The organism is Roseovarius sp., assembly GCF_040223625.1.
GTDB lineage: Bacteria > Pseudomonadota > Alphaproteobacteria > Rhodobacterales > Rhodobacteraceae > Roseovarius.
This window is the reverse complement of sequence record NZ_JAVKFX010000028.1, coordinates 1-25,915: the sequence shown is the minus strand read 5'-3', so window position 1 is coordinate 25,915 and position 25,915 is coordinate 1. Positions and strand designations below refer to the sequence as shown.

Here is a 25,915-nt window from a genome sequence, read left to right as displayed (position 1 = left end):
AGTGCCGCCCGTGCTAGGGTTTGGTTAATCGTTCTTTAAGGCTGATCGTGGAGGTTCGGCATGGAAACCGAATGGATACTCGACGTACTCGCCGACCTCAGGACCTTCGCGCGCCAGAACGGCCTTCCGGCCCTGGCGGAGCAGATTGACGAGACATGCCTGCTGGCGGCGGTCGAGATTGCATCGACTGCGGAAGGACTGCCCGGAGATGAACGTGGCACCGCCGGCAAGGATGGAACGGCTGCTGACCTGCTTGGAGAAGGCGTCTGATCCGGGCGAGCTTCAGGATGCCATCGTCGCGCTGCGCGATCACTTCCGCATCGATCACCTGGCCTATCACTGGCTGAGCGCCGATGGCGCCCAGTTCTCGGTGGGCACCTACCCGCCCGACTGGATGCGCCATTACCTCGAGCGGGATTACCTGCGCGTCGATCCGGTCGTGCTGGGCTGTTACCAGCGCTTCCACCCGGTCGACTGGAAGCGGCTCGACTGGTCCGGAAAGGCGGTGCGCGCCTTCTTTGCCGAAGCGCGCAAGCACGGGGTGGGCAACCAGGGCTTTTCCGTTCCGCTCAGGGGGCCGAACGGGCAGTTCGCGCTGTTCACCGCCAACCACGATTGCGACGACGAGGCGTGGCGCGCCTTCACCCAGGCGCATTGCCGCGAGCTGATCCTGATCGCGCATGACTTCAACCGCAAGGCGCTGGAATTCGAGCCCGAGCGCGCGGCGGCGGGCAAGACCCTGTCGCTCAGCCCGCGGGAGGTGGATGCGCTCACCTTGCTGGCGCTGGGCTATGGCCGGGCACAGGTGGCCGAGACGCTGGCGATCTCGGAACACACGCTGCGGGTCTATATCGAAAGCGCGCGCTTCAAGCTGGGCGCGATCAACACCGTCCACGCGGTGGCCCGCGCGCTCAGCCGGGGGCTGATCTTCGTGTGAGGGAGGCGGGGCGACCTTCGGACTGTCGCTTTCGCTGGCATGGCCCTGGGCGCGCCGTTAGGGTCGCGCCATGACCGCGACCGCACTGACATATTCCGAAGACCAGGCCGAGGCCCATGACCGCATCACCGCCATGCTGCAGGGCGCGGGGGTGGACCTCGAGGAGGGGTTGCTGACCCCGCCACGCGAGGGCAAGCAGAACGTGATGGCCGTGATCGGCAAGGCCGGCTCGGGCAAGACGCTGTTGCTGGCCGCACTCTACCGCGCGCTGGAGGAGGCGGGCGTCGAGGTGGTCTCGGGCGATTACGAGGGGCGGCGGCGGCGTGACAGGCGGACGCTGGCGATCCTTGCGCCGACCAACAAGGCCGCGAGCGTGCTCAGGATGCGCGGCGTGCCGGCGACGACCATTCACCGCATCCTGTACACCCCGGTCTATCACCCGGAATACGAGAAGATCGCCGAGTGGCTGGCCGGAAATGGCGAGAAGCCGGAAATCGAGGGGCTGACCGAACAGGCGCTCGACCGGGCGCATGCCTTCTTCCAGACCAACAAGTCGATTCCCGGCGCCTTGGCGGCGGCGGGGCTGCGGGGCTCGGATTTCATCACCGGCTGGAAACGGCGGGAGGAGCCGCTGGATATCGGCTTCGTCGACGAGGCCTCGATGCTGGATACCAAGCAATTCGAGGATCTGCAGGAGATCTTTCCGACGCTCCTGCTGTTCGGCGACCCGGCGCAGTTGCCCCCGGTGAAGGGCGAGGGCGGCGGCATGGTGTTCGACACGCTCGCCGCGCCGGCCAAGCTGGAGCTGCACCGCATCCACCGGCAGGATGCCGACAACCCGATCCTCGACCTCGCCCATGCGCTGGGCGATCCGGAGGTGGGGTTCGAGGATTTCGAGCGGCTGGTGCAGGAAAAGGCGCAGCGCGACGAGCGGGTGAGCTGGGCGCAGCGGGTCGAGGTCGACCTAATGGCGCGCTCGCCCGTGCTCGTCTGGCGCAACGCCACGCGCATCCGGCTGATCAACGCCTTCCGGTCGGTGCATGGCGCGCCGGAGACGGAGCTGCTGGAGGGCGAGCCGCTCATCTGCGACGGGCTCGAACTGCCGCTCAAGCACCGCAAGAAGCGGCTGGATCTCGAGGCGCGCGGGCTGATCAAGGGGGCGCAGGTGATCTATCTCGGGCCGGGGCGGAAGCCGGGGTTTTCGCGGCTGCACGTGATCGGGGCCGAGGATCCGCAGGTGAGCGCCGCCTCGATCGTGAAGATCGAGAAGCCCGAGGAGGAAGAACCCTTCATCCCTTTCGCCGCCAACATGGGGGCCACTTTCCTGCACGGGGCGGCGGTGACGATCCACAAGGCGCAAGGCTCGCAATGGCCCGATGTGCAGGTGTTCGCCCCGGATATCTACGCCGCCGCCCGCATGGGGCGGAGCGAGGCGGGGCAGCCGCTGTGGAAACGGCTGGCCTATGTCGCCATCACGCGGGCCGAGGAGCGGCTGCACTGGGTGGTGCGCAACCGGCTGGCGAAACCCACCGGGCCGCTCAGGGTGGACGATCTGCGCACCGCGCCGGTGCCGCTGACCCTGGAGGGAGAGACGGAGACATGAAGACGATCGTGATCACCGGGGCAAGCTCGGGCATCGGCCGGGCGACGGCGGAGGTGTTCCTCGAGGCAGGCTGGCAGGTCGGGCTGATCGCAAGGCGCGCCGACCGGTTGGAGGAGATGGCGGGGCAGTATCCGAACGCCATTCCCCTGCCCGCCGACGTGACGGATGCGGCAGCCATAGAAGGGGCGTTCGACAGCTTCGTGCAAAAGGCCGGGCGGCTCGACGCGCTGTTCAACAATGCCGGCATGTTCGGGCCAGCGGGGCCGATCGACGACATCCCGCTCGACGGGTTCGAGCAGGTGATGAACGTCAATATCCGCGGCATGTTCATCGCCGCCCGGCTGGCCTTCGGCCATATGCGGCGGCAAAGCCCGCAAGGTGGGCGGATCATCAACAACGGCTCGCTCTCGGCGCATAACCCGCGGCCGGGGTCGGTGTGTTACACGCTGTCGAAACACGCCATCACCGGGCTGACGCGCAGCCTGTCGCTGGATGGGCGGGCGTTCGACATCGCCTGCGGGCAGATAGATATCGGCAACGCCCGGTCGGAGCTGGTGGAGGAGCTGAACGCCCGCGCGCTGGAAGCCGATCCGAGCGTGACGCTGATGCCGATGATGGAGGTGGGCGAGGCCGCCCGCTCGGTGCTGCACATGGCCGAGATGCCGCCCGAGGCGAACGTGCAGTTCATGACGGTGATGGCGACGAAGATGCCCTATATCGGCCGCGGCTGAGGGGCGTCGCAAGGGGGCCAGCCCCCCACGTTGAAATCAGAAGATTTCAACGCTCCCCCCGGAATATTTCAGGCAAGATGAAGTGCGGGCCCGGTGTTTCACCGTTCCGAAAATACTCCCGCCGGAGGCATCCTGCGCGTCTGGCAGGCACCGACGTTCGGGGGGTTACACCCCGGCCCTTGCGAGACGACCTGCAAGGGTCGGTGAGCGGCGGCGCTCAGGCGTAGTTGCCCTTCACCCGCTCCTTGGTCGGGTCGAAATGCGGGTAGGGCACGACTTTCGCCTTCAACCGCTTTTGCTGGCCGTCGAGCTGGCCCACCTCGATCTCGGTGCCGGGTTCGGCATGGGTCACGTCGACCCGCGCCAGCGCGATGTTCTTGCCGAGGATCGGCGATTTCAGCGCGCTCGTCACCTGGCCCACCTGCGCCTTGCCGATGCGCAGGCAGTCGCCGGGCGAGGGCACCAGCCCGGCCTCGATTTCCAGCCCGACCATCTTGCGCTGCGGATGCGCCTTGCGTTCCTCCAGCGCCGCCCGGCCGATGAAATCGTCGTTCTTCGACTTGAGCGGCACGGTGAAACCGATCCCGGCCTCGAACGGGTCGGTCTGGTCGTCGAACTCGGAGCCGGCGAAGATCAGCCCCGCCTCGATCCGCACCATGTCGAGCGCGGCCAGGCCGAGGGGCGTCAGCCCGTGCGGCTCTCCCGCCTTCCAGATCGTGTCGAACACCTCCTCGGCGTCCTTCGGGTGGCAGAAGATCTCGTAGCCCAACTCGCCGGAATAGCCAGCCCGCCCGAGCACAATGGAGGTGCCGTCGAAATCATGCAGCCGGGCGGGGGTGAAGCGGAACATGCCCAGCTCCTCGACCGTCGGTTTGTCGGGCGCGGTCCAGAGGATGTCCTTCAGGATATCGCGCGACTTCGGCCCCTGCACCGCGACGTTGTGCAACTGGTCCGTCGAACTGCGCACCCAGGCGTTCAGCCCCAGCTTCTGCCCCTGCTCGCGCAGCCACAGGCCGGAGGTGTCGTTGCCCCCGATCCAGCGGAAATTGTACTCGCCCAGCCGGAACAGCGTGCCGTCGTCGATCATGCCGCCATGGTCATAGCAGATGGCGGTATAGACCAGTTGCCCCACCGCCAGCTTCTTGACGTTGCGGGTCACGCAATACTGCATCAGTTCTTCGGCGTCGGGCCCCGTGACCTCGTATTTGCGCAGCGGCGAGAGATCCATGATCGCCGCCTTCTCGCGGCAGGCCCAGTATTCGGCGACCGGCCCGTGATTGGTGAAGCTGTTGGGCAGCCAGTAGCCGTTGTATTCGACGAAATCGCGCGTGTGGCGGGCAAAGCAGGCGTGAAAGCCGGTTTCCTTGGTCTGTTCCAATTCTGACTCCGCAGATTTCCGGTAGCCGACGGAGCGGCTGAAGGTTTCCGATGCGCCGTAGGTGCGCACCTGGATGTCGGTGGGGTTCCACCCGTTGGCCTGATCCACGTCGCAGGGGCAGGCGGTGGAGACGCAGACGAGATCGGTCAGCGCCTTCAAAAGCACGTAGTCGCCGGGGCGCGACCACGGGTCGTCCATGCCGATGGCGTTGGTCTCGTCGAGCATGGTGTTGAAGAAGAAGTTGATCGCGGGCCAGCCGGCGCGCGGGCGGACATTGTATTGCGCAAGGTCCTTGTTGATGTTGTCGGAACAGTTGACGTGGCCGGGGTAGCCCAGCTCCTCGTAATACCGCGCCGTGCAGGCGAGGCCGAACGTGTCGTGCCGGCCGCAGGTATCCTGCACGATCTCGACCAGCGGCTGCTGATCGACGTTCCAGTATTTCGAGAAGATGCCGGGGGTGGGGTAGACGAGGCCCATCAGCGTGCGTGTGGTTGTCGGGTCGATCTCCCGCTCGAGCCCCTTGTCGAGGTCGCGCAGGGCGAAGGCCTGGAAATCCGAACATTCCCGCCCCTGCACGTCGAGCACCTGGATGTACTCGCCCTTCTTCACCTCGTAGCTTTTCGCGTTGCCCGGCTGGATGTTGATATCGTGGATCGGGTCGGCCAGCGGGTCGGGCGGGGCCATGCCGCCCTTGCCCTCGCCGGGGTTGGCGCGGCGGATATAGAGGATCAGCTCGGTCGGCGGGTTCTGGGTTTCCGGCGCCATCGGGCCGCCGGGCGACGCCACGATCAGCAGCCCGTCGCACTCGGCATGGAAGGTGGCCATGTCGCCGGGGTTCGAACCGTCGGAGAACACGCGGATCGCCTGCCCCTTGCCAAGGTCGAAGCCCGCCTTGTCGAGCGCCCTGGCCACCTTCGCGCCAGAGCGGGAACCATTGGCCAGCACCGAGATCACGCCATCGGGGCGGCCGTGGCTGGCGGCGCCGAGCATCGCGGCGTCGGAGGTGCCGTCAGGCTTGAAGAACACCAGCTCGCCCTTCTGCAGCCCCTCGCGGTCGAGCACGGAAATCTCGTCGCCGCGGTAGACCGGCACGGCGCGAGAGCCGCCGCCGGGCACCGGGTGGCGTTCCGTGCCGTGGGGCAATATCGGCAGGCCGGGCGTGATGACGCCCGCCCGCTCGTACGGGGTTTCAAAAACCGGGGTCACGGTCATCAGGTCTCCTCCAATTCGTCCTGATCCAGATCGTCGATCGTGCCGCGGTGGGTGACCACCAGACGGCAGCCGGAATGCGAGACCGAGAAATGCGCCGACCCGCCCGAAAGCGAGACGAAAGCGCCTGCCCGGTACATATGGCCGTCGCAATCTTCAAGGTCTCCCTCGACCACGTAGAACTCCTCCGGTCCGTTGTGGCGATGGGGGTTGCAGCGGGTGCCGGGCGCCATGATCATCAGGTAGCTGCCCTGCCCCGCCGTTTCGTCATAGGATACGTTCTTCCACCAGACATCCTCGTCCGGCAGGCCGGGCATCGGCATCTTGACGAAACCGGTGCGGTCGAAGGTCATGACGTTGCGGTGATCTGCGAGTGTTCCCATCAGCCCAGTCCCAATGCTTCCTTGCGTTTCGCGGCCCAGCGGGTGAGCGCCATGTCGAAGGTCAACGCCATGAGCGAGACGTTGATCCCCAGGACGAAGTTCTTGCCGAGGTCGGTGCCGGCCAGCGTGCGCTGAAGCTCTTGCCCCAGGTCCTGCGTGCCGATGAAGGCGGCGATGATCACCATGAAGAAGGCGAACATGATCGCCTGGTTGAAGCCCACTGCCATGGTCGGCAGGGCCAGCGGCAGTTGCACGCTGAGCAGCTTCTGGCGTTTCGTCGCGCCCGACATGTCGGCGGCCTCGGTCATTTCCGGCGGCACGCCGCGCAGCCCCTCGATGGTGTAGCGGGTCAGCGGCACGGTGGTGAAGATCACGATCGACAGCACCACCGTCACGTCCGACACGCCGAAGAGCATGATGGCGGGCAGCAGGTAGATGAAGCTGGGGAAGGTCTGGGCGGTGTCGCAGATGATCAGCATCCGCCGCGACCATTTGGCCGAGCGCGCGGCGAAGATGCCGAGCGGGATGCCGATGAACATCGACAGGATCACCGCCGAGATGACCGAGTAGAGCGTGATGACCGACCGGTCCCACCAGCCGGTGAAGGCGATGATGGTGAAGAAGACGGCGGCATAGATTGCCGGGCGTTTCCCGCCCACGCCCCAGGCGAAGGCCACCATCAGCAGGATGAAGGCCGAAGTGGGGATCCACAGAAGCGCGTTGCGGAAGGGGATCAGCACCCAGACATTGAGCACGTAGCGGATGCCGCCGGTGATCGCCTGGATCAGGTCGATATCGAGGAAACCCTTGATGATCTTGTCCATTTCGCGCCCGACCGAGAGCGACTGACGGCGGCCGACCTCGTCGAAATACTCGATCACCTGCGCGAGGCCGAAGAAGCCCGCGAAAATCACGACGGCCAGCAGGATGTACCTGTGCCGGATGTACCAGGGCGTGCCCCGCTCGTGATGTTCGGGCAGCTTGATGACCCAGGCTTTCGACAGCTGGTCGAGCATGATGGCGACCAGCACGATGGTGATGCCGATCTCGAAGGAGCGGCCCAGCTTGAAGCTGTTCATCATCGCCAGCAGCTTGCCGCCGAGGCCGGGCATGCCGATGAAGGCGGTGAGAACCACCATGGCGAGGCAAAGCATGATCACCTGGTTCACGCCCACGAGGATCTCGGTCCGGGCCGAGGGGATGAAGACGCGGGTGAGCATCTGCCAGCGTGTGCTGCCGGCCATCTTGCCGGCCTCGACGATCTCGGGCGGCACCTTCTTCAGGCCGATGGTGGTCATCAGGATCATCGGCGGGGTGGCATAGATCGTGGTGGCGATGGCGCCCGCCGTCGGCCCCACCTTGAAGAAGATCACCGCCGGCAGGAGGTAGGTGTAGAACGGCAGGGTCTGCATCACCGCCAGGAGCGGCTTGATCGCGTTGTCGAACGCCTTCCATTTCCACGCGGCGATGCCGGTGACCAGCCCGATCGCGAAGCCCAGCGGGGCGGCGACGGCCAGCACCGACAGGGTCTGCATTGTGATCTCCCACTGGCCCATCACGGCGGTCCAGACAAAGGTGCCCCCCGCGAGAAGCGCCATCTTCCAGCCGCCGAGGTAATAGCCGATCACCGCGGCCACGGCGGCGATCGAGGACCATGGCAGCGGGTCGTCGAGATAGGGCCAGCGGTATTTCCCCTCGAGCAGGTTCGCGGTCACGCCCAGCAGGAATTCCAGCGGGCCTTCGGCGAACCAGCGGGTGAGCTGGTTGATGTGCAGCGTGTCGATGACGATGACGTTGAAGAAATAGTCGAGCCACTGGGCCAGCGGCGGAATCCACGCCTCGGGCAGGCGGATCAGGAAGTCGGGCAGCACCGGCTTGGCAAGGCACAGCACGAGGGCGGCGCCGAGCAGGATCTGAAGAACTCTGTCCTGTGTCGCGCCGGTGTCGCGGGCCGGGGTGCTGACGGTCAGGTCGGCCATCTCACTGGTCCCCCAGCAGCACGTCGAGCGCCTTGCGCCGTTCCAGCACGCCCAACAACGTGCCGTCCTTCGCCGTCACCGGCAGATGATCGCGCGTGTCGTTCACCAGTTGGCGGGCCAGTTGCAGGATGGTCATGTCGCCCTGCACGGGCTCGCCCTCGGGGGCGTGGCCGTTCACCGGGCCGGCCAGCACGCCGGCATGGACGACGCGGGCCTTGTCGATATCCTCGGTGAACTTGCGAACATAGGCGGTCTGGGGGTTCAGCACGATCTGGTCGGGCGTGTCGCATTGCTCGATCGCGCCGTCCTTCATGATGGCAATGCGGTCGGCAAGGCGCAGCGCTTCGTCGAAATCGTGGGTGATGAAGACGATGGTCTTGCCCAGCATGTCCTGCAGGCGCAGGAACTCGTCCTGCATCTCGCGGCGAATGAGCGGGTCGAGCGCCGAGAAGGGCTCGTCGAGAAACCAGACATCGGGCTCGATGGCGAGGCTTCGGGCGATGCCGACGCGCTGTTGCTGGCCACCCGAAAGCTCGCGCGGGAAGTAATCCTCGCGCCCTTCCAGCCCCACCAGCTTGATCACCTCCAGCGCCCGTTCGCGCCGCGCGTGCCTGTCCTGCCCGCGCATTTCCAGCGGGAAGGCCACGTTTTCCAGCACCGTGCGGTGCGGCAGCAGGCCGAAGGATTGGAACACCATGCCCATCTTGGAGCGGCGCAGCTCGATCAGGTCGTTCTCGGAGAGGGCCATGATGTCCTGCCCCTCGACCTCGATCGTGCCGCCGGTGATGTCGTGCAGGCGCGAGAAACAGCGCACGAGCGTGGATTTGCCGGAGCCCGACAGCCCCATGATCACGAGCATCTCGCCCTTGGCCACGTCGACCGAGACATCCTTGACCCCGGCAATGTAGCCGTCGGCGCGGATCTGGTCATAGCTGTGCCCCTCGGGCATGGACCGCAGGTAACCCTTCGGATCTGGCCCGAAGATCTTCCAGGCGTTGCGGCAGGAGATGACGGGGGGGTCGCTGGTCATGTTCGGTTTATCCCTGGCTGGTGCAGGCCGATGGTACGGCATGCCCGCGAAGTGACCAAATCGCCCGGGTGGCTTGTGCGATCCGGACGACTGGAGCGATGAAAATGCCCCCTGCCCGGCGCGGTGGCCGGGCAGGGATCGGACAGGCGGGTCAGGTGGCGCCTTCCGGCATCCACGCTTTCCAGACATCCTCGTTCTCTTCCAGCCAGATTTCGGCGGCCACTTCCGGCTCGTATTCGTCGATATCGACCAGCTTGGCCATGTCGGCGATCTGGGCGTTCGTGAAGGAAACCTTGGTCAGCACCTCGTAGGCGTTCGGCCACTTGTCCTTCATCCCGTCCCAGGCGGCCTTTTTCAGGTAGCCGTCGGCGGGGTTGCCGCAGTCATAGAGCGCGTCGGGGTTCGGGCCCTTCGCCGGATCGGTGTCGCAGCCGTCTTCCCATTCGGGGAACTCGACGAATTCGCCCGGCCAGACGGCTTCGGCGAAGTTGGGCGTCCAGTTGAAGACCAGCACCGGCGTCTTGTCCGACTCGGCCGCGCCGATATGCGCCCAGAGGGCGGCGGCGGAGCCCGCGTTCTTTACCACGTAGTTCAGGTCGAGCGCCTCGGCCCGTTCCTTGCCGTGCTTGAGCCAGTCGACCGGTCCGTCGAGGAACAGGCCCTTGTCGCCCGTCTCGGCGGTGGCAAAGATCTCGGCGCAGTCGTTGAGCGCCTTCCAGTCGGGCAGGCCGGGGCAGGCATCCTTGGTCCACATCGGGTACCACCAGTCTTCGCGCGTGACCGCGTCATGGTCGCCCGCGTCGTGCAGGCCGCCCTTTTCCAGCGCGGTGCGGAAGGAGGCACCGAACGCGCCTTCCCAGACCTCGAGCTCGAGCGCCACGTCGCCGAGGCGGACCGATTCGTACACCGCCTGGCTGTCGGTGGTGACGAATTCGACGTTGTTGCCCATCATCTCGTACATCTGGCCGACCACGTGCGACATCACGATCTGGCTCGACCAGTTGTGGATCGGGATGACGATCGGTTCGGAACTGTCTTCCTGCGCCACCGAGGCGGTGGCCGTGGCGAGGCCGAGCGCGGCCACCGACACCATATGTGCTAGTTTCATGTTAACTCCCCATTGCGTTTCGACGCCCGGTTTGTCCGGGTCGCTTCTTTCAGCAGGGGCAGTATCGCAAACATCCGGGCCGGTTCTGATTCTAAATTGGTTGTGGTTGGCCCCAAAAAAAGTTTGGCAAATCCCGGTGCGGCCCTGTAGCTTTCGCTGCGACTGCATTCTCCACTTGGCCCGGCCGGGAGGCACGACAAGGATGCTGAAAAACAGGGCGGCCCTGCCACGGCTCGACTACCTGCTGACCTTCGAGGCGGCGGCGGAGCTGGAAAGCTTTGCCGCGGCCGCGAAAGAGCTTCACGTCAGCGAAACGGCCGTCAGCCGTAAGATCCGCCTGCTGGAGCATCATTTCAACTGTGCGCTCTTCGTGCGGGGGCACCGTTCGGTGCGATTGACCGATCACGGGCGCAAGCTTCTGAACGGGATCGTGCCTGCGCTGAAGACGCTGGAGCGCGCCTCGGAAAACATGCTGAGCGAGCGCCAGCGCAGCACGGTGCGGATGGCCGCGACCAACTCGGTCTCGTCGCTGTGGCTGATGCCGCGGCTGCACAAGTTCCACCAGTCGAACGCCAACATCACCATCAGCCTGGTGTCCTCGGATATCGACAGCGAGTGCCTGGCCGAGCATTTCGACCTGACGATCCTGCGGGGCGATGGCGACTGGCCCGGCTATACCGCCGACAGGCTGTTCGGCGAGACGGTCTTTCCGGTCTGCGCCCCCGGCTACCTGCTTTGCGAGCCGCGGGTGGAGGCGGTGGAACACCTGCCGGCGCAATCGCTGATCGAGGTGACGAACAATCATACCGAATGGCTGAACTGGAAGACGTGGCTGGGCCATCACGGCATCGACCCGGCCAGCGTACGGCTGTCGACCTTCGTCAACACCTACCCGCTGGCGATACAGGCGGCGATCGACGGGCTGGGCATCGCCCTGGGCTGGGGGCACCTTGTCGACCGGCACTTGCAGGCCGGAACGCTGGTTAAACCGCTGGGCGAGACGCATGTGCGCACGGAGTCGGGCTATTACCTGCTGCGCCGGACGCGTGCGAAACCCCACGCGGAAAGCGACGTGGTCGCGGAATGGCTGATGAGCGAAAGCGCCGCGCGCAAGCGCTACGCCAGCGGATAGCGGCTCAGCCGCCCGCGCGGATCAGCTCGTCCACATGCGCCGCGGCGCTGCGCGACAGTCCGCCCAGGTCATAGCCCCCTTCGAGGCAGGAGACGACGCGGCCTTCGCCATGCCGTGCGGCGATCTCGCACAGCTTGCGGGTGACCCAGGCGAAATCGTCCTCGGCCAGCATCAGGTTGGCCAGCGGATCGGCCTTGTGGGCATCGAACCCGGCCGAGATGATCAGAAGCTCCGGCTTGAACTCTTCCAGCGCCGGGAAGACCTGCGCCTCGTAGGCCTTGCGGAACCCGTCGCCGCCGGTCTGCGGGGCGAGGGGGACGTTGATGACGTTGTCATGGGCGCCGCGTTCCTCGGGCGCGCCGGTGCCGGGCCAGAGCGGCATCTGGTGGGAGGAAACGAACAGCGTGCGCGCCTCGGACCACAGCAGGTCCTGCGTGCCGTTGCCGTGATGCACGTCGAAATCGACCACCGCGACCCGCGACAGCCCGTGCCGGTCGAGCGCGTGCTTGGCGGCGATGGCGGCGTTGCCGAACAGGCAGAACCCCATGGGCGTTTCGGTCTCGGCATGGTGGCCGGGCGGGCGCGTGGCGACGAAGGCGTTGGCCGCCTCGCCCGCCATGACCATGTCGACGGCCTGCAACGCGCCGCCCACGGCCCGCATCGCCGCCGCGAAGGAGCCGGGCGACATGTGCGTATCGGCATCGATCGCGACGATCCCCTCCTTCGGCTCGGACGCGCGGATGCGGTCGAGATAGACCTGCGGATGAACGAGGCAGACATCGTCGTCGCTGGCCTCGGGCGCCTCGATCCGGGTCAGGGCCTTGCCCTCCAGCGCCGCCATCAGGTGTTCCAGCCGGGCGACGCGCTCGGGGTGGCCCGCGGGCGTCAGGTGGTGGGTACAATCGTCATGGGTCACGAGAAGGGTGGTCATCATGGTCTCCGGTTGTCGCGGATGCCGAGCCTACGCCAGATGCCGCCCATGTCCAGTGCAGACTTGCCGGGTGCGGCACCTCGTGTAACTCTTTGTCCATGGAAGAGGAAATCAACTCTCTCGAGGATGCACAACAGATCGCCCTTGGCGTCTGGGACCAGGTTCAGGTCTTTGCGCTGAACCTGCTCAGACCGTGGAACGCCTACCAGGTGGCGATCATCGTCGGGCTGGTGCTGGTGGCGCATATCCTGTCGCGCTTGCTCGGGCCGCGCCTGTACGAATGGATGCGCGCGCGCGAGGGCTGGCCGAAATGGCGGATGCGGTTCCTGGTGCTGATCCACCGGCGGCTGCGGCTGATCTTCTTCGTGCTGCTGAGCTGGCCCGCCGTCTGGATCATGCGTGAGGTGACGTGGCCCAGCCGCTCCTATCTGTTGTTCATCGTGGCGCAACTGGCGCTGGCATGGCTGATCATCGCCATCGTCACCCGGCTGATCTCCAACGGCGTGATCCGCTCGGCGGTGCGCTATGTCGGCTGGACATGGGTGACGCTGAGCATCCTCGACCTCACCGACGAGGCGCAATCGCTTCTGGAAAGCGCGGCGATCGAGTTCGGCGAGATGCGCCTGTCGCTCTGGGTGATCCTTCAGGGTGTCGCGGTGATCATCCTGCTGATGTACGGGGCGCGGTTCATCTCGGGCACCACGTCGGCGCGGATTCGCAGCAACAAGGAAATCTCGCCCTCGATGCAGGTGCTGGCGATCAAGCTCTTGCAGGTGATCCTCTACGGCGCGGCGTTCTTCATCGGGCTGAAGGCGGTGGGCGTCGACCTGACCGGGCTGGCCGTGCTGTCGGGGGCGATCGGCGTGGGCCTCGGCTTCGGCCTGCAGAAAGTGGTGTCGAACCTCGTCTCGGGGGTGATCCTGCTGCTGGACCGGTCGATCAAGCCGGGCGACGTGATCAGCCTTGGGGAAACCTTCGGCTGGATCAACAGCCTTGGCGCGCGCTACGTCTCGATCACCACGCGGGACGGCAAGGAATACCTGATCCCGAACGAGGACCTGATCACCGGGCAGGTGGTGAACTGGTCCCATTCAAACGATTACGTGCGGCTGGATATCTATTTCGGCACCGCCTATGCCGACGACCCGCACGAGGTGCGCCGCATCGCCATCGAGGCCTCGCAGAAGGTCGAGCGGGTGCTGAGCTTCAAGAAGCCGGTCTGTCATATCGTCGGATTCGGCGACAGCTCGGTCGATTATATCCTGCGGTTCTGGATCTCGGACCCGACGGGCGGGCTCACCAATATCCGGGGCAATGTCTACCTGGCACTGTGGGACGCGTTCAAGGAGCACGGCATCTCCATCCCCTTCCCGCAGCGCGAGGTCAGGCTGCTCGGCAACGACCCCGAACCGCCGGGATCGGAGCTGCCGACAGCCGCGAGCGTCAAGGACTGACGAAAAAGGTGGCGCAAATGCGCCACGGCGCCTTTGCCGCCCCCGCCATTCATTGAAATGTCACCTTGCGCTTGCTACCTTTATATCATGCCCGGCACCGGGGCTTTGGCGGTGTGCAATGAAGGAGGACGATGTCCTGTCTTTTACGGCTGACGCGGCAATGGCCGCTGACCCTGCGGCGCAAGGCTTGCCCGCAATGAACGCAACGAGCGAAACGCAGCTTGAGCGTATCCTGACCTCACTTGACGACGACAAGGCCGAAGACATCGTGCAGATCGACCTGCGCGGGAAAACCGCGATCGGCGATTACATGGTGATCTGCTCCGGCCGGTCGAGCCGTCAGGTCTCGTCGATCTCGGAGAAACTGGCCGAGTGCCTGAAATCCGAGCTTGGCGTGGCCAGCAAGATCGAGGGCAAGGATACCGGAGACTGGGTGCTGATCGACACGGGCGACGTGATCGTCCATGTCTTCCGCCCGGAAGTGCGCGAGTTCTACCAGCTGGAAAAAATGTGGCTGCCGACCCACCAGGCCGCCGCCACACCAAGCTGAATGCGCGTTCATATCTGTGCCGTGGGCCGGCTGCGTTCCGGCCCTGAGCGCGATTTGATCGATGATTACCTGGCCCGGTTCGACCGGACGGGGCGGGCGCTGGGGCTTGGCCCCGCTGCCGTGACCGAGGTCGAAGACCGCAAGGGCGGCGGCATGGGTGCCGAGGCCGAGCTGCTCGACCGGGCGATCCCCAAGGGCGCGCTGACCGTGGCGCTGGACGAGCGCGGTAAACTGCTTTCCTCACCGGATTTCGCCGACCTTCTCGGCCGCTGGCGCGACGAGGGCCGCGGCGATACGGCCTTCGTCATCGGCGGGGCGGACGGGATCGATCCGGGCCTGCGCGACCGCGCCGATTTCAAGCTGTCCTTCGGCAAGATGGTCTGGCCCCACATGCTGGCCCGGGTGATGCTGGCCGAACAGCTGTACCGCGCCGCCTCGATCCTTGCGGGCGCGCCCTATCACCGGCAATGAGCCGCCGTGGAATGCCCGAATGCGCGGCATGAGCCCGCCTGTTAACGCAAACCGGTTTCCCCGGCCTTGCGACCGCGCTAGAAGGCGCGCAGGCAGGCAGGAGTGACCATGAGCGTACCCAAACCCGTTGTGCTGTGCATTCTCGATGGCTGGGGGCTGTCGGACCGGACCGAGGCCAACGCGCCGGTGCTGGCCGATACCCCGCATTTCGACCGGCTGATGGCGACCTGTCCGAATTCCACGCTGATCACCCATGGCCCCGACGTGGGCCTGCCCGAGGGGCAGATGGGCAATTCGGAAGTGGGTCACATGAATATCGGCGCCGGCCGCGTGGTCGAGATGGACCTGCGCCGCATCGACCAGGCGATCGAGACCGGCGCCTTTGCCACCCTGCCCGGCGTGCTGCGCTTCGTCGAGAAGATGAAGGAAACGGGCGGCACCGCGCATATCCTCGGCGTCCTGTCCGATGGCGGGGTGCATTCGCATATCACCCACATGATCGCCGCCGCCAACGCGCTGACCGGCCACGGCATTGCCGTCGCCATCCACGCCTTCACCGACGGGCGCGACGTGGCGCCGGTCTCGGCCAAGTCCTATCTCGAGGCGCTGCGCCGGTCGCTGCCCGAAGGCGCCTATATTGCCACCGTGTCGGGCCGCTATTACGCGATGGACCGCGACAACCGCTGGGAGCGCGTGCAACTGGCCTACGAGGCGCTGGCACAGGCCAAGGGCTACACCGCCGCCACCGCCGCCGAGGGCATCGCCAACGCCTATGACAAGGGCCGCACCGACGAATTCATCAAGCCGCGCGTGCTGGGCGATTACGCGGGCATGGCCGATGGCGACGGCATCCTCTGCCTCAACTTCCGTGCCGACCGGGCGCGCGAGATCCTCGCCGCCTTCGCCGATCCGGAGTTCGACAGCTTCGATACCGGCAAGCGCCCCCGCTTCGCCATCGTCAGCGGCTTTACCGAGTATTCGCGGCGCCACTCCACCTACATGGATTGCATCTTCCCCGACGAGCGCCCTGCCAACACGCTGGGCGAATGGGTGGCCAGGCAGGGCAAGACCCAGTTCCACGCCGCCGAGACCGAGAAATACCCCCATGTCACCTTCTTCCTGAACGGCGGCAAGGAAACACCGGAAGAGGGCGAAGAGCGCTACATGGCCCCCTCCCCCAAGGTCGCGACCTATGATCTGCAGCCCGAGATGTCGGCGGCGGAGGTGACCGATCACTTCATCGGTGCCATCGAGAAGGGGTTCGACCTGATCGTGGTGAACTATGCCAACCCCGACATGGTGGGCCATACCGGGGACCTGACGGCGGCCATCGCCGCCTGCGAGGCGGTCGACCAGGGGCTGGGCCGCGTGCTCGAAGCGCTTGACAAGGCCGGCGGCGCGATGATCGTGACGGCGGACCACGGCAATTGCGAAACCATGATCGACCCGAAGACCGGCAAGCCCCACACCGCCCACACGCTGAACCCGGTGCCCGTCATCCTGACCGGCGGGCCGGAAGGGGCGACATTGCGATCCGGGCGGCTGGCCGACCTGGCGCCGACGGTGCTGGCGCTGATGGGGCTGGAAAAGCCCTCAGAGATGACCGGGGAAAGCCTTATGTCATGAGGCTGGCGGCCGCGCTCATAGCCCTGTGCCTTGCCTGCGCGGCCACCGCGCAGGAGGCGGCCCAGCCCGCCGAGGCCGCCCGCGCCGCCGCCACGCGGCTGGCCGAGGCCGGTGCGCTGCTGGACGAGGCCGATGGCGCCAGGAACCGCGTGCGCGCCCTGACCGAGGCGATCCGCGCCTACGAGGACGGGTTGGAAGCCATGCGCGAGGGCCTGCGCCGCGCCGCCATCCGCGAAGAGGTGCTGTCGCGCGACCTGCAGGCTCGCGAGGGCGAGATCGCGCAATTGCTGGGCGTTCTGCAGGGCATCGGCGCCTCGCCCACCCCGGTGCAGCTTGTGCATCCCTCGGGCCCCGTGGGCACCGCACGCTCGGGCATGATCCTGGCCGAGGTGGCCCCGGCACTCAACGAACGCGCCCGCAGCCTGCGCAAGGATCTGCAGGAGGTGACCGTGCTGCGCGCGTTGCAGCAAAGCGCCGCCGACAAGCTTCAGGACGGGCTGGAAGGCGCCCAGAGCGCCCGCGCCGCCCTCAGCCAGGCGATTGCCGACCGCACCGACCTGCCCAGGCGCTTTACCGAGGACCCGGTGCAGACCGCCCTGCTGGTGGCCTCGACCGAAACGCTGGAAGGCTTCGCCAGCGGCCTCAGCCAGATCGCGGTGGACGAGGCCCCGGGAAGCCTGCCGGGCATCTCGGACCGCAAGGGCGAATTGCCGCTGCCGGTCAAGGGCACGGTCCTGCGCCGTGCCGGAGAGGCCGACGCCGCCGGGATCACCCGGCCCGGCATCGTCATGGCGACTCGTCCGCGCGCCCTGGTGACCACCCCGGCGCCCGCCACGGTGCGCTACCGCGGCTCACTTCTGGATTACGGCAATGTGATCATTCTCGAGCCTCAGGCCGGCATTTTACTTGTGATCGCGGGGCTTGATGTGGTCTATGGGAAGACAGGCGAAGTGCTGCCCGGCGGCAGCCCGGTCGGCCTGATGGGCGGCCCCGATACCGGCGCCGACGACCTTCTGACGCGAGAGGGGAGCGGCGCGGGACAGACGGAAACGCTGTATGTAGAGGTCAGGCAGGACAACACGCCGGTTGATCCAGAGGCGTGGTTCAAGACAGACAGAGGATGACGAACCCATGAAGAAATTCCTTATGGCTGCAGTGGCCGGAACGCTGGCCAGCGTGGTCGTGACAACCCAGGTCGCCGCGCCGCTTCTGGCGCAGGAAGCCGCCAAGACGACGAATGTCTACGAACAGCTCGACCTGTTCGGCGACATCTTCGAGCGCATCCGCTCGCAATATGTCGAAGAGGTCGACGAGGGCGAACTGATCGAGGCCGCGATCAACGGCATGCTGACCTCGCTCGACCCGCATTCCAGCTATCTTTCGCCCAACGATGCCGCCGACATGCGCGTGCAGACGCGCGGCGAATTCGGCGGCCTCGGCATCGAGGTGACGCAGGAAGAGGGCTTCGTGAAGGTCGTCTCGCCGATCGACGGCACCCCGGCCGACAGCGCGGGCGGCGAGGCGGGCGATTTCATCACCCATGTCGACGGCGAAAGCGTGCTGGGCCTGACCCTCGACGAGGCGGTCGACATGATGCGCGGGCCGGTGGGCTCGGAAATCGTGATCACCGTGGTGCGCGAGGGCCAGGCCGAGCCGTTCGACGTCTCGATCATCCGCGACACCATCAAGCTGACCGCCGTGCGCGCCCGGACCGAGCGGAACTCGGTCGTCCTCCGCGTGACCACCTTCAACGACCAGACCTTCAAGAACCTCGAAAGCGGCCTCAACGAACAGATCGAGGACGCGGGCGGGATGGACAAGGTCACCGGCATCGTGCTCGACCTGCGCAACAACCCCGGCGGGCTGCTGACACAGGCGATCAAGGTGGCCGACGCCTTCCTCGACAAGGGCGAGATCGTCAGCACCCGGGGCCGCAACCCCGAGGATGGCGAGCGTTTCAACGCGACCGAGGGCGACCTGGCCAACGGCCTGCCGATGGTGGTGCTGATCAACGGCGGCTCGGCCAGCGCGTCGGAAATCGTCGCCGGCGCCCTCAAGGATCACCGCCGCGCCATCGTGGTGGGCACCAAGAGCTTCGGCAAGGGCTCGGTCCAGACGGTCATGCCGTTGCGGGGCGACGGCGCGATGCGCCTGACCACGGCGCGCTACTACACGCCCTCGGGCCGCTCGATCCAGGCGCTGGGCGTGTCGCCCGACATCGTCGTGGCCCAGCCCCGCACCCCCCCGGCCAGCGAGAACGAGGACGAGGCGGAAGAGAACACCCGCCCCCGCTCGCGCTCAGAGGCCGATCTGCGCGGCCGGCTGGACAATGACAGCCTGTCCGAGGACGAGATCCGCCAGATCGAGGAAGAGCAGGAGCGCGCCGAAGAGGCCGCCAAGCTGCGCGACGAGGATTACCAGCTGGCCTATGCCATCGACATCCTCAAGGGCCTCACGGCGCTGAACGGCGGCAACTGAGCCGGCCTCACAGACACCGGAAAGGCCGCGGCATTGCCCGCGGCCTTTTCGTTTCGGCGGGCGCCGGCACGTGCTCGGCCAGAAGCAGGCCCGTCATGACATGCAGATCGCGCAGCCCCGGCACCTGCGCGCCACCCTTTCGGCATAGCCCGCGGCATGGCCGGGGGCCATCCCGCTCATGCCTCCGGCCAGACCAGCGAGCGGTGGACCTGCGCCCCGGCCATCGCGCCGTCGCCCACCGCCAGCGAGACGGAATGCGGCATGGTGGCCACGTCGCCGCAGGCATAGACGCCGGGCACCGTGGTCTGTTTGGCGGCATCGGTGCGAAGGATCACCCCCATCGGCGTGTCCTCCAGCGCGCAGCCGGCCCGTTCCGCCAGTGGGCTGGCGGGCGAGACGGTCGGCGCGGCGAAGAGCCCCGCAAAGGCAAGCCGGCGGCCATCGGCAAGGCAGATATCGGCCTTGCCTTCGATCCTCTCGATGACCGCCTCCTCGACCGTCACCCCGCGCCGCTCCAGCGCCTCGCGCAGATCGGCTTCAAGCGCGACAGCGCCATTGGGAAAGAAGGTGACACACCCCCATTCCGTCAGCAGTTCCGCCTGATGCACCGACATCGGCCCGCTTCCGATCACGCCGATCCGGCCCCGGTCAAGCTCGTAGCCATGGCAATAGGGACAGTGAAAGACCGACCGGCCCCAGCGTTCCCCAATCCCGTCGACCTCCGGCAACGTGTCCTGCACCCCGGCGGCCATCAGAACCCGGCGCCCGCTGAGCGACGCCCCGTCGCCCAGCCCGACCTCGAACGCATCCCGCGCCCCGTCGAGCGTCACGGCCTCCCCCTCGATCCACGTCAGGTCCGCGTAGCGCTCCAACTGCGCCCGCGATTGCGCGGCAATCTCCCCGGGCGGCACACCGTCCTGTGACAGGAACCCGTGGGCGTGGCTGGCAAACCGGTTCCGGCGCTGCCCGGCGTCGATCACGGCCACCGACCGCCGGGCGCGCAGCAACTGCAGCGCTGCCGCCATACCGGCATAGCCGCCGCCGATGACAATGACGTCATGCTTCATTCTTCCGATCCTCGATCTGTTGCCGACGTACGGCAAAACGTTCCGCGAAATCCTGTGCGAGATCGGCCAGCGTGATCTCTCCCATCCGCCGAAGAAGCAGCGCCTCGGCCTCGGCGAAGGTCTGATCCAGCGCGGCATTCACCGACTGTTCGACAAGGCAGTCGGGCGCGTCGTTGCGATGGCCGATGGCAAAGAAGCCGGGCTCTTCCAGCGCAAAATGCAGGTCGCGCAGGGTGATCGCCGACAGGTCCGCCGCGATCCGCCAGCCGCCCGCCTGCCCCCGGTCCGACGCCACGATCCCGGCCCGGCGCAGGAACCCCATGGTGCGGCGCACGACCACCGGGTTGGTCCCGAGACAGCGCGAGAGCTGCTCGGAGGTCATCGGCACGTCCCGCTCTGCCATGTGCAGGAGCGCGTGGAGGACGGAGGAAAGGCGGCTGTCCCGTTTCATGTAACTTCATATGTTACGATTCGTCCGACACCGCAAGCCCCCACCCGAACCGCGGCAAGATACCGCCCGCGGCGGCGCCCTTTCGGGCTTCCGAAAACCGGCCGGGTTTGCTAGGCGGTCCCCACCTCCCATTCATGACACTCCAGATCGGGGCACCCCTCCCATGACAGAAGCCAAGCGCATCGTCCTTTCCAGCGACCACGCGGCCATCGACCTTCGCAAGGCCATCGCCGAGCACATCACCGCCACCGGGTGGGAGGCCGTGGATATCGGGCCGATGACGCCCGAAAGCACTCACTACCCGAAGCACGGGCAGGCAGCGGCGGAGAAGGTCGCCTCGGGCGATTGCGCGCTCGGCATCATCCTCTGCGGCACCGGGCAGGGCATCATGATGGCCGCCAACAAGGTGAAGGGCATCCGCTGTGGCGTGTGTGCCGACACGTTCTCGGCCCGGATGATCCGCCAGCACAATGACGCCAACATCCTGTCGCTCGGCGCGCGGGTGGTGGGCGAGGGGCTGGCACTCGACATCGTCGACGCCTTCCTGTCGGCCGAGTTCGAGGGCGGCCGCCACGCCACGCGTGTCGACATGATCGAGGGCTAAGCCCTCAGCCGTAGCGCGCCACGAAATTCCGCAGGATCATCTCCGGCGCGAACACTTCCGCCGCGCGGCACATGGCGATCAGGTCATCCGCCGTCTCGGGCGGGAAATACCCCTTGTTGCGATAGATGCGGATGCGGGTCTCGAACCCGTCCGCATCGGCCTCGGGGTGGAACTGCGTGGCATAGACATTGGCGCCGTGGCGGACCATCTGGAACGGGCAGGCCTCGGACCGCACGAGGTGCACACAGCCCTGCGGCAGCGCCTGCAACGCCTCCTTGTGGCCCACGAAGGCGTCAAAGGCAGTGGGCACGCCGTCGAGCAGCGGGTCGTCCTTGCCCTCCGCCGTCACCTCGCAGGCCGAGGTGCCCACCGGCTCGCCATGCGCCCGCTTGCTGACATCGCCGGCCAGGTGCTTGCCGAGAATGCCGATCCCGTAGCAGCAGCCGAGAAAGGGAAAGTCGCGCGCCGTGATCTCGGGCATCAGCGACAGAACCTGCCGCTCGATCCGCGCCTCGACCTCCGTCTTCTCCTCCGGCGCGTCGCTGACACAGCCGGGGCCGCCGCCCACGATCACCCCGGCGAGGTCATCGAGCCGCAGATCGCCCGGCATATCCTCCCGGTCCAGCCGCACCCGCCGCGCCTGACCCTCCTCCAGCCCGCCCTTGCGCAGGATTGCCGCGAATTCGTCGTTGGAGGCCTCGGCTTCGGGGCGCAGTTGCAGGATGAGAAATGGCTTTGGCATGATGGAACGATCCCGCTGGAAACCTCCCTCTGACTGGCCGCTTTCCCGCCCCCCGTCAAGGCGGCGCGCTTGACCCTGCCGGGCAAAGGACTACCCTGCGCCCGATTTGACCCCAGCGGGAGAGCACGCCATGACCCAACGCCTGCACCTCGTCTTCGGCGGCGAGCTGGAAGACCCCTCGCGCAACGTCTTCAAGGACGTGGATGACCTGCATATCGTCGGCATCTTCCCCGATTACGACAGCGCCTACAACGCGTGGAAGTCCGAGGCGCACCGCACCGTCGACAATGCCCACATGCGCTACTACATCGCCCACCTGCACCGCCTCCGCGACGAGGAGACCCCCGCCTCTTCGACCGAAGAACTGGGCTGATCCGGCCGTGGCAGGGCGCGAACCGTCAAACGACAGCCCCGCCCCGCCCTCGCGGCCCGAGGGCGAGGTCGTCTGGTGCCATGCCACCACCCGCACCCATTCCGACGTGGCGCTGCACCTTGCCGACCGGCTGGCCCATGCCCGGCCCGATATCCACGTGCTGCTGACCGGCGCGCCGGATATCCTTCCGGAGGAGCCCGGCAGCGTCTACGTGCATCCCACCCCGGCCGACAGCTCGGGCCCGGCGCAGGCCTTCGTCAACCACTGGCGCCCCGATATCTGCGTCTGGACGGCGGGCGACCTGAAGCCCGCGATCCTGGCCGCGGCGCACCGGACGGGCATTCCACTCTACCTCGTGGATGCCGACGAATCGCGCCTGACCCAGCCGGGCTGGCGCCTGCTGCCCAATTCCAGCCGCGGCGCGTTGCGGCGCTTCTCGTTCATCATGGCGCGGTCCGCGGGCACCGAGACCTTCCTGCGCCGCCGCGTGGGCCTGCGCGACGCCAGGATCCGCGTGACCGGCGCGCTGCGCGAGGACTCGAAGCCCCTGCCCTACAACGAAAGCGACCACGAGGAGCTGACCGGCCTCCTGCGCGGGCGGCCCGTCTGGCTGGCGGCCCGGCTGCATGTCGACGAGCTGGCCACCGTGCTCGAGGCGAACGAGGCGGTGATCGGCATGTCGCACCGGGTGCTGCTGGTGATCGTGCCCGCCAACCCCGAAGACCCCGCCCCCTATCACGAGGCGCTAAAGGCCAGCGGCCTGCGCTACATCACGTGGTCGGATGGCGCCCTGCCGGACGAGACGACGCAGGTGATCCTTGCCGACACGCGCGGCGAGATGGGGCTCTGGTACCGGATCTCGCCGATCTGTTTCATGGGCTCGTCGCTCATCGCCGGCGCCCATGGCAGCGACCCGAACGAACCGGCGGCGCATGGCTCGGCCATCCTTTACGGGCCGAATATCCGCACCTACCTCGCCGCCTATTCCCGCTTTGCCGAGGCCGGCGCGGCGCGGATCGTGCGCGACGCCAGGACCTTGGCCGAGGCGGTGCAGCGCATCATCCCGCCCGACCAGTCGGCGGCGATGGCCCACGCGGCATGGGACGTGGCGACCCAGAGCGCGGCGGTGATGGACCAGCTTGTCGACGCCATCCTTCTCGCCCTCGACGAACGCACGGTCGCCTGATGCGCGCGCCCGCCTTCTGGGACAGGCCGCCCGGGTCTCCGGGCATCGCGGCGCGGCTGCTGTCGCCGATTGGCGCGGTCTATGCGCGGGCGACGGCGCGTCGGCTGGCCGGGGCCGAGGGAATCCGGCCCGGCGTGCCGGTGATCTGCGTCGGCAACCTCAATGCCGGGGGCACCGGCAAGACGCCCACGGTGATCGCACTGGTGCAACGCTTGCAGGCGAAGGGGCTCACCCCGGTCGTGGTCTCGCGCGGCTATGGCGGCACGCTGACCGGCCCGGTCAAGGTCGACCCGAAGACCCACGGCTATGCCGAGGTGGGTGACGAGCCGCTGCTGATCGCCGCCTTCACAACGGTCTGGATCGGCCGCGACCGGGCCGCGGCGGCGCGGGCGGCGGCACAGGCCGAGGCCGACGTGATCGTGATGGATGACGGGTTCCAGAACCCCTCGGTGGCCAAGGACCTCTCGCTGGTGGCGGTCGATGCCGCCCGCGGCTTCGGCAACGGGCTGTGCCTGCCGGCCGGCCCCCTGCGCGAGCCGGTGGAAACCGGCCTCTCCCGCGCCGACCTGCTGCTCAGTATCGGGCCCGGGGAAGCACAGGCGGCGTTCCGCGAGACATGGGGCAAAACTGTCACCGTTCCCGCCCTGACCGGCCACCTCGCCCCGCTGCAGACCGGGATGGACTGGTCCGGCACCCGCTTCCTCGCCTTCGCCGGCATCGGCCACCCCGAGAAGTTCTTCGCCACCCTCCGCGCGCAGGGCGCCGAGCTGTCCCGCGCCGAGGCGCTGGAGGATCACCAGCCACTGACACAGGCGCTGATGACCCGGCTCGAGGCCGAGGCGAAACTGCTGAACGCCCAGCTCGTTACGACGGAGAAGGATGCCGTCCGCCTGCCGCAATCCTTCCGCCAGAAGGTTCTGACCCTGCCGGTAAGGCTGGAGGTGGAAGATTGGTCAGCCTTCGATGAGGCTTTGGACAAGATCATGGGTTCCCACCCGCCCCGGACCTGATCCGGGGGGCCTCGCCCGGCGCGCTGCGCGCTCTGTTCCGGGCAGGTGGCCTCCGCCTATGGTGGGTGCGCTTGAGCGCCCCCCAACGTCTCACCCATCCTCGCCCAGCTTCGGCGACGGCCGCTCCAGCGCCAGCTCCGCATCTGAAAACCGGAACGGCCCACGCACGCCCGGCACGCCGTCAAGCTCCACGCGCATGCCGCGTGCCTTGACCTGCGGATCCTCGAACACCTCCGACAGGTCGTTGATCGGCCCGGCGGGGATGCCCTCGGCCTCGCAGGCGGCCAGCAGGTCGGCCTTGGAAAACGTCAGCGTCCGCGCCGTCAGCGCCGCGATCAACGCCTCGCGGTTGGCCACCCGGTCGGCATTGCGCAGGTATTCCGGTGTCTCGGCCAGGTCGTCACAGCCCAGCACCCGGCACAGCCGCTGGTACTGCGCATCGTTGCCCGTGGCGATGATGATGTAACCGTCGGCGCAATCGAACACCTGGTAGGGCGCGAGGTTGGGGTGATAGTTTCCCGTCCGCCCCGGCGGCGTGCCGGTAGCGAGGTAGTTCAGCGCCTGGTTCGCCGTCGCCGCCACCGCGCAGTCGAGCAGCGCCATGTCGAGATGCTGGCCCTTCCCCGTCCGCTCGCGCTGGTGCAGCGCGGCGAGGATACCGGCGACGGAATAGAGCCCGGTGAACAGGTCCGTCACCGCCACGCCCGCGCGCTGGGGCTGGCCGTCGGGGTCGCCGGTGATCGACATGAACCCAGACATGCCCTGGATGATATAGTCGTACCCGGCCCGGTGGGCATAGGGCCCGTCCTGTCCGAAGCCGGTGATCGAGCAATAGATCAGACCGGGGTTCAGCTCCGACAGGCTGGCATAATCCAGCCCGTACTTGGCCAGCCCGCCGACCTTGAAATTCTCGATCAGGATATCGGCATCGGCCACCAGCTCCCGCACGCGGGCCTGGCCCGCCTCGGTGCGGAAATCGACGGCCACGCTGGCCTTGCCCCGGTTGCAGGAATGGAAATAGGCGGCCGTCCGGTCCTCGCCCCGCTCGATGAAGGGCGGGCCCCAGGCGCGGGTATCGTCGCCCGCGGGGCTTTCCACCTTGATCACCTCGGCGCCAAGATCGGCCAGCGTCTGCCCGGCCCACGGCCCGGCAAGGATCCGGGCCAGCTCGACGACCTTCAGCCCGGCCAGCGGTGCCTGCTTCATTCGCCGAGCGCCTCGTCCAGCACCTCTTTCAGCTCGTCATAGGACATGTTCGAATGCTGCTCGCCATTGATCATCAGCGTCGGGGTCGAGCTGATATCGTCTTCCTCGGCGTGCTCCTGGTACCAGGCGACTAGGGTCTTGGCCTTCTGGTTGTCGGTCAGGCAGGCCTCGAGCTGATCTTCCTCCAGCCCGGCCACCTTGCCGATCTTGCGCAGCCGGTCGGCGATGGCCACCGGGTCCTGCCCGTTGCCGATCCAGTCGCGCTGTTGCTTGTAG

At 67.0% G+C, this 25,915-nt stretch carries 26 protein-coding genes; 15 read left to right on the top strand and 11 right to left on the bottom strand.

Going from position 1 to position 25,915, the window contains the following annotated elements; all coding sequences use genetic code 11:
• Nucleotides 1-60: 60 nt before the first annotated feature.
• The 4 genes from RLN94_RS08345 to RLN94_RS08330 all read left to right on the top strand — a co-directional run bounded on the left by RLN94_RS08345 (nt 61) and on the right by RLN94_RS08330 (nt 3,271).
• Nucleotides 61-270, top strand: coding sequence for a hypothetical protein (locus RLN94_RS08345; RefSeq protein ID WP_350131556.1), 210 nt, complete (start codon nt 61-63; stop codon nt 268-270).
• A complete protein-coding gene (locus RLN94_RS08340) occupies nt 209-937 on the top strand; it encodes a helix-turn-helix transcriptional regulator (RefSeq protein WP_350131554.1) in 729 nt (242 codons plus the stop codon). The genes RLN94_RS08345 and RLN94_RS08340 overlap by 62 nt, the downstream gene beginning before the upstream one ends.
• Before the next feature lie 70 nt (nt 938-1,007).
• Entirely contained in the window at nt 1,008-2,540 is a 1,533-nt protein-coding gene (locus tag RLN94_RS08335) for an AAA family ATPase (protein WP_350131551.1), read from the top strand.
• Complete coding sequence (locus RLN94_RS08330; RefSeq protein ID WP_350131549.1) at nt 2,537-3,271, top strand: SDR family oxidoreductase; 735 nt, start codon at nt 2,537-2,539, stop codon at nt 3,269-3,271. Before RLN94_RS08335 ends, RLN94_RS08330 begins: the two co-directional genes overlap by 4 nt.
• Before the next feature lie 217 nt (nt 3,272-3,488).
• Here the strand turns inward: RLN94_RS08330 and RLN94_RS08325 are convergent, their stop codons facing one another.
• The 5 genes from RLN94_RS08325 to RLN94_RS08305 all read right to left on the bottom strand — a co-directional run bounded on the left by RLN94_RS08325 (nt 3,489) and on the right by RLN94_RS08305 (nt 10,343).
• A complete protein-coding gene (locus tag RLN94_RS08325; protein WP_350131546.1) occupies nt 3,489-5,861 on the bottom strand; it encodes a trimethylamine N-oxide demethylase in 2,373 nt (790 codons plus the stop codon).
• Complete coding sequence (locus RLN94_RS08320; protein ID WP_350131544.1) at nt 5,861-6,241, bottom strand: cupin domain-containing protein; 381 nt, start codon at nt 6,239-6,241, stop codon at nt 5,861-5,863. The genes RLN94_RS08325 and RLN94_RS08320 overlap by 1 nt, the downstream gene beginning before the upstream one ends.
• Complete coding sequence (locus RLN94_RS08315; protein WP_350131542.1) at nt 6,241-8,220, bottom strand: ABC transporter permease; 1,980 nt, start codon at nt 8,218-8,220, stop codon at nt 6,241-6,243. Before RLN94_RS08315 ends, RLN94_RS08320 begins: the two co-directional genes overlap by 1 nt.
• A gap of 1 nt (nt 8,221) precedes the next feature.
• Entirely contained in the window at nt 8,222-9,250 is a 1,029-nt protein-coding gene (locus RLN94_RS08310; RefSeq protein ID WP_350131539.1) for a quaternary amine ABC transporter ATP-binding protein, read from the bottom strand.
• A 151-nt stretch (nt 9,251-9,401) separates the two neighbouring features.
• Nucleotides 9,402-10,343, bottom strand: coding sequence for an ABC transporter substrate-binding protein (locus RLN94_RS08305; RefSeq protein WP_350131593.1), 942 nt, complete (start codon nt 10,341-10,343; stop codon nt 9,402-9,404).
• Nucleotides 10,344-10,560: 217 nt separating this feature from the next.
• Here RLN94_RS08305 and RLN94_RS08300 point away from each other — a divergent pair, with 217 nt between their 5' ends.
• Nucleotides 10,561-11,490, top strand: a complete 930-nt coding sequence (locus RLN94_RS08300; protein ID WP_350131536.1) for a LysR substrate-binding domain-containing protein — start codon at nt 10,561-10,563, stop codon at nt 11,488-11,490.
• 4 nt (nt 11,491-11,494) lie between these two features.
• On the opposite strand, the gene RLN94_RS08295 is transcribed toward RLN94_RS08300, so the two are convergent.
• The gene (locus RLN94_RS08295; RefSeq protein ID WP_350131534.1) at nt 11,495-12,421 is read right to left on the bottom strand and encodes a histone deacetylase family protein; all 927 of its coding nucleotides are present in this window, start codon (nt 12,419-12,421) and stop codon (nt 11,495-11,497) included.
• 98 nt (nt 12,422-12,519) lie between these two features.
• Here RLN94_RS08295 and RLN94_RS08290 point away from each other — a divergent pair, with 98 nt between their 5' ends.
• From RLN94_RS08290 to RLN94_RS08265, 6 genes are all read left to right on the top strand, one after another.
• Nucleotides 12,520-13,875: a mechanosensitive ion channel family protein gene (locus RLN94_RS08290; protein WP_350131532.1), complete on the top strand. Its 1,356-nt coding sequence runs from the start codon at nt 12,520-12,522 to the stop codon at nt 13,873-13,875.
• 160 nt (nt 13,876-14,035) lie between these two features.
• Nucleotides 14,036-14,425 carry a ribosome silencing factor gene (gene rsfS, locus RLN94_RS08285; RefSeq protein ID WP_502949380.1) on the top strand — a complete coding sequence of 130 codons (390 nt, stop codon included), beginning with the start codon at nt 14,036-14,038 and terminating at the stop codon, nt 14,423-14,425.
• Entirely contained in the window at nt 14,426-14,896 is a 471-nt protein-coding gene (gene rlmH, locus RLN94_RS08280; RefSeq protein ID WP_350131525.1) for a 23S rRNA (pseudouridine(1915)-N(3))-methyltransferase RlmH, read from the top strand.
• A 108-nt stretch (nt 14,897-15,004) separates the two neighbouring features.
• Complete coding sequence (gene gpmI, locus RLN94_RS08275; RefSeq protein ID WP_350131522.1) at nt 15,005-16,522, top strand: 2,3-bisphosphoglycerate-independent phosphoglycerate mutase; 1,518 nt, start codon at nt 15,005-15,007, stop codon at nt 16,520-16,522.
• Nucleotides 16,519-17,646 carry a murein hydrolase activator EnvC family protein gene (locus tag RLN94_RS08270; protein ID WP_350131519.1) on the top strand — a complete coding sequence of 376 codons (1,128 nt, stop codon included), beginning with the start codon at nt 16,519-16,521 and terminating at the stop codon, nt 17,644-17,646. The genes gpmI and RLN94_RS08270 overlap by 4 nt, the downstream gene beginning before the upstream one ends.
• 7 nt (nt 17,647-17,653) lie before the next feature.
• Nucleotides 17,654-19,000, top strand: coding sequence for a S41 family peptidase (locus RLN94_RS08265; RefSeq protein ID WP_350168785.1), 1,347 nt, complete (start codon nt 17,654-17,656; stop codon nt 18,998-19,000).
• A 176-nt stretch (nt 19,001-19,176) separates the two neighbouring features.
• Here RLN94_RS08265 and RLN94_RS08260 read toward each other — a convergent pair whose 3' ends face one another.
• Together RLN94_RS08260 and RLN94_RS08255 are read right to left on the bottom strand one after the other, a co-directional pair.
• Entirely contained in the window at nt 19,177-20,067 is an 891-nt protein-coding gene (locus RLN94_RS08260; protein WP_350131513.1) for an NAD(P)/FAD-dependent oxidoreductase, read from the bottom strand.
• Nucleotides 20,057-20,518 (bottom strand): RrF2 family transcriptional regulator, encoded by a 462-nt coding sequence (locus RLN94_RS08255; RefSeq protein WP_350131510.1) that lies wholly within the window; start codon nt 20,516-20,518, stop codon nt 20,057-20,059. Before RLN94_RS08255 ends, RLN94_RS08260 begins: the two co-directional genes overlap by 11 nt.
• A 163-nt stretch (nt 20,519-20,681) precedes the next feature.
• On the opposite strand from RLN94_RS08255, the gene rpiB reads away from it, so the two are divergent.
• Nucleotides 20,682-21,122: a ribose 5-phosphate isomerase B gene (rpiB, locus tag RLN94_RS08250; protein ID WP_350131507.1), complete on the top strand. Its 441-nt coding sequence runs from the start codon at nt 20,682-20,684 to the stop codon at nt 21,120-21,122.
• A gap of 4 nt (nt 21,123-21,126) precedes the next feature.
• Here the strand turns inward: rpiB and RLN94_RS08245 are convergent, their stop codons facing one another.
• Nucleotides 21,127-21,864, bottom strand: a complete 738-nt coding sequence (locus RLN94_RS08245) for a glutamine amidotransferase (RefSeq protein WP_350131505.1) — start codon at nt 21,862-21,864, stop codon at nt 21,127-21,129.
• A 130-nt stretch (nt 21,865-21,994) separates the two neighbouring features.
• On the opposite strand from RLN94_RS08245, the gene RLN94_RS08240 reads away from it, so the two are divergent.
• Genes RLN94_RS08240 through lpxK form a run of 3 tightly spaced genes read left to right on the top strand, consistent with a single transcriptional unit; the run spans nt 21,995 to nt 24,433 of the window.
• Complete coding sequence (locus RLN94_RS08240; RefSeq protein ID WP_350131502.1) at nt 21,995-22,237, top strand: DUF4170 domain-containing protein; 243 nt, start codon at nt 21,995-21,997, stop codon at nt 22,235-22,237.
• Nucleotides 22,238-22,244: 7 nt separating this feature from the next.
• Nucleotides 22,245-23,423 (top strand): 3-deoxy-D-manno-octulosonic acid transferase, encoded by a 1,179-nt coding sequence (locus RLN94_RS08235; RefSeq protein WP_350168782.1) that lies wholly within the window; start codon nt 22,245-22,247, stop codon nt 23,421-23,423.
• Nucleotides 23,423-24,433: a tetraacyldisaccharide 4'-kinase gene (gene lpxK, locus RLN94_RS08230; RefSeq protein ID WP_350131497.1), complete on the top strand. Its 1,011-nt coding sequence runs from the start codon at nt 23,423-23,425 to the stop codon at nt 24,431-24,433. The genes RLN94_RS08235 and lpxK overlap by 1 nt, the downstream gene beginning before the upstream one ends.
• Before the next feature lie 90 nt (nt 24,434-24,523).
• On the opposite strand, the gene RLN94_RS08225 is transcribed toward lpxK, so the two are convergent.
• Nucleotides 24,524-25,639: a CaiB/BaiF CoA transferase family protein gene (locus RLN94_RS08225; protein ID WP_350131494.1), complete on the bottom strand. Its 1,116-nt coding sequence runs from the start codon at nt 25,637-25,639 to the stop codon at nt 24,524-24,526.
• Nucleotides 25,636-25,915 (bottom strand): DsbA family protein (locus tag RLN94_RS08220; RefSeq protein ID WP_350168779.1); only part of this gene is annotated, 280 nt, incomplete at its 5' end. The genes RLN94_RS08225 and RLN94_RS08220, both read right to left, overlap by 4 nt.